Source organism: Bacillus sp. P4_D3, assembly GCF_056401855.1.
Genome location: NZ_JBFUIN010000570.1, coordinates 1 through 1995 on the forward strand (window position 1 = coordinate 1; position 1995 = coordinate 1995).

Annotated in this window: 4 protein-coding genes and 1 pseudogene; 2 read left to right on the plus strand and 3 right to left on the minus strand. The window is 31.8% G+C overall.

Annotation, left to right across the window (positions count from 1 at the left end):
• The coding region (locus AC1DTM_RS24150) for a serine hydrolase domain-containing protein (RefSeq protein WP_477001076.1) at positions 1-689 on the minus strand (689 nt) is incomplete at its 3' end.
• A gap of 152 nt (positions 690-841) precedes the next feature.
• Positions 842-1045, minus strand: a complete 204-nt coding sequence (locus AC1DTM_RS24155) for a hypothetical protein (RefSeq protein WP_016105547.1) — start codon at positions 1043-1045, stop codon at positions 842-844.
• A gap of 130 nt (positions 1046-1175) precedes the next feature.
• Here AC1DTM_RS24155 and AC1DTM_RS24160 point away from each other — a divergent pair, with 130 nt between their 5' ends.
• Positions 1176-1457, plus strand: coding sequence for a hypothetical protein (locus AC1DTM_RS24160; RefSeq protein ID WP_477001077.1), 282 nt, complete (start codon positions 1176-1178; stop codon positions 1455-1457).
• 29 nt (positions 1458-1486) lie between these two features.
• Here AC1DTM_RS24160 and AC1DTM_RS24165 read toward each other — a convergent pair whose 3' ends face one another.
• Positions 1487-1777 carry a DUF3784 domain-containing protein gene (locus AC1DTM_RS24165; RefSeq protein WP_477001078.1) on the minus strand — a complete coding sequence of 97 codons (291 nt, stop codon included), beginning with the start codon at positions 1775-1777 and terminating at the stop codon, positions 1487-1489.
• Positions 1778-1876: 99 nt separating this feature from the next.
• Between AC1DTM_RS24165 and AC1DTM_RS24170 the strand changes: the two are divergent.
• Positions 1877-1995 (plus strand): annotated as a pseudogene (locus tag AC1DTM_RS24170) (MazG nucleotide pyrophosphohydrolase domain-containing protein); the annotation flags it as partial.

Here is a 1995-nt window from a genome sequence, read left to right on the forward strand (position 1 = left end):
GGATAAAATGGATACTTCTCATTTGTTACAGTTCCATCTTTATTATGCCCGCAAGCGAAAGCTTTGGTTTTATCTATGTCTTCGGGAGAGAAGAGTGTACTATTTTTCATTTGTAGTGGCTGGAAGATAAATTCTTCTAGTAACTGACTAAATGGTTTCCCCGTAATATCTTCAAGTAGTTGTTCGATAATACAAAAGTTTGCGTCTGAGTATTGAAATTCACTTTCTGGTTTATAAGTTACTTCTATAGGTACTGGGCAATATAATGTTCTACCAGCAAGAAGTTCAGGAATTTTAGGTATTCCTTGCGCTAGCTTATAATGTCCAAAACTATTAGGAGGATCAATTATTCCAGATTGGTGACTTAATAAGTTCCGTAAAGTGATTTTTTTCTGTGAAGTAAATAGATTGGTAGGTATGTTCCAAGATGTGAGTCTATCATTTACGTCTTCATCTAAATGTACGATTTCTTGGTCTAATAATGGTAGTACGAGCATTGCCGTGATGAATTTGCTAATAGAACAAGAATTGAGGATGGAATCCGTAGTGAAAGTTCTATTTGTTCCAGATTCAAGTGTTCCAAAGGCAGTCGCTTCGTTTAGTTTGCCATCACGTATGACGGCAAGGCTTAAACCAGCAACGGAATATTGGTTCATTTTCTCGTATATATTGTTACTTTTTAAGTTCATAGTTGCTCCTTTTTTTAAAAAAATAGAATATTAACTTTATTATACATTGTTAATCTATGAGAGGTGATGTGAATGGAATTAAAAGTTAATTTTTAATATAGAGAAAGAGAATAAAAGAAAAAACCTCATCATTTTTGATGAAGTGTCCTCTTTTATTTTGCAGAAATTCGCATTATAAACTGAAGTAATTTATCTCTATACATATACATTAGCCATAGAGTTGATATGTAGGAAATAAGTGCTCCTTTGTTTTCAATTGGTGCATTGAAAACAAGCCAACCAACTATATCAAATAATAAATGTAGTGCAATTGAAAGAACTACAAATTGTAGTAACGTATTCAAAAATCGTTTCATAAAGTGTCCCCCTAAAATAATAGGTTTATCAATAATATTGTATATTACTATTATACATTAAATGTGTGTTATGGTAAAATTTACATAATTTAGTAAAAAAATAAATAAAAGCTAGTAAGGGGGAACGTTCATGGAATTTTGGATGGTTATACCGATAGCAGTCTTTGGGTTCATTTATATCGCTGAAAAACTAACTAAAATTGAAAAGAAAAATGATGCGCGTTTAAAAAGGATTAAAGATAGATTACAATTAATTACGAAAGAAATAGGAATTGTAGAAAGAGAACCCGAAATTAATAAAGAATTGCGTCAGCTTGTGGAAGATGGAAAAACGATTACAGCAGTTAAGAGAGTAAGAGAAGCATTTGGTTTTTCATTACTAGAAGCAAAGCAATATGTCGATAAATTATGAAAAAGATCATCCATTTGGATGATCTTTTTTTACTGAACCATACGTGTATTTACATATGCGGCTATTATGACGTGTCCAATTACAATGATAGGAATAATGATTTTGACATTAGGAGTAGTGAAGACACTACCGATTGTAGCAATGACACCAGCAATTAGATTATAAAGACCAACTATTTTTGATAACTTCATTTTGTCAGGTACACGTCGTTCATTGAATCCTGATAAGAGCCAAGTGTATTGTTTTACTCCGATGAAATAAGCTAGTGCAAATGAAATGATTGCTACTACGAATAAGGATGGGGAAGCGAAGAGAGTCATTGAAACACCTCCGTTTATGGGCTATAAATAAATTATAGTATGAATGTTATTATTTAACAAAATACAATTGTGATTTTAATTGTAATAGAAAAACGGAGTATTTGTGATGAAGGGAGATTAAGTATGAATATTGTGGAATTCCAGCAATATGTATCGAGTTTCAGTAAAGAAAAAGGGTTTCAAGATACAACAATTGAAGAGCGTACGATGTATGTGAT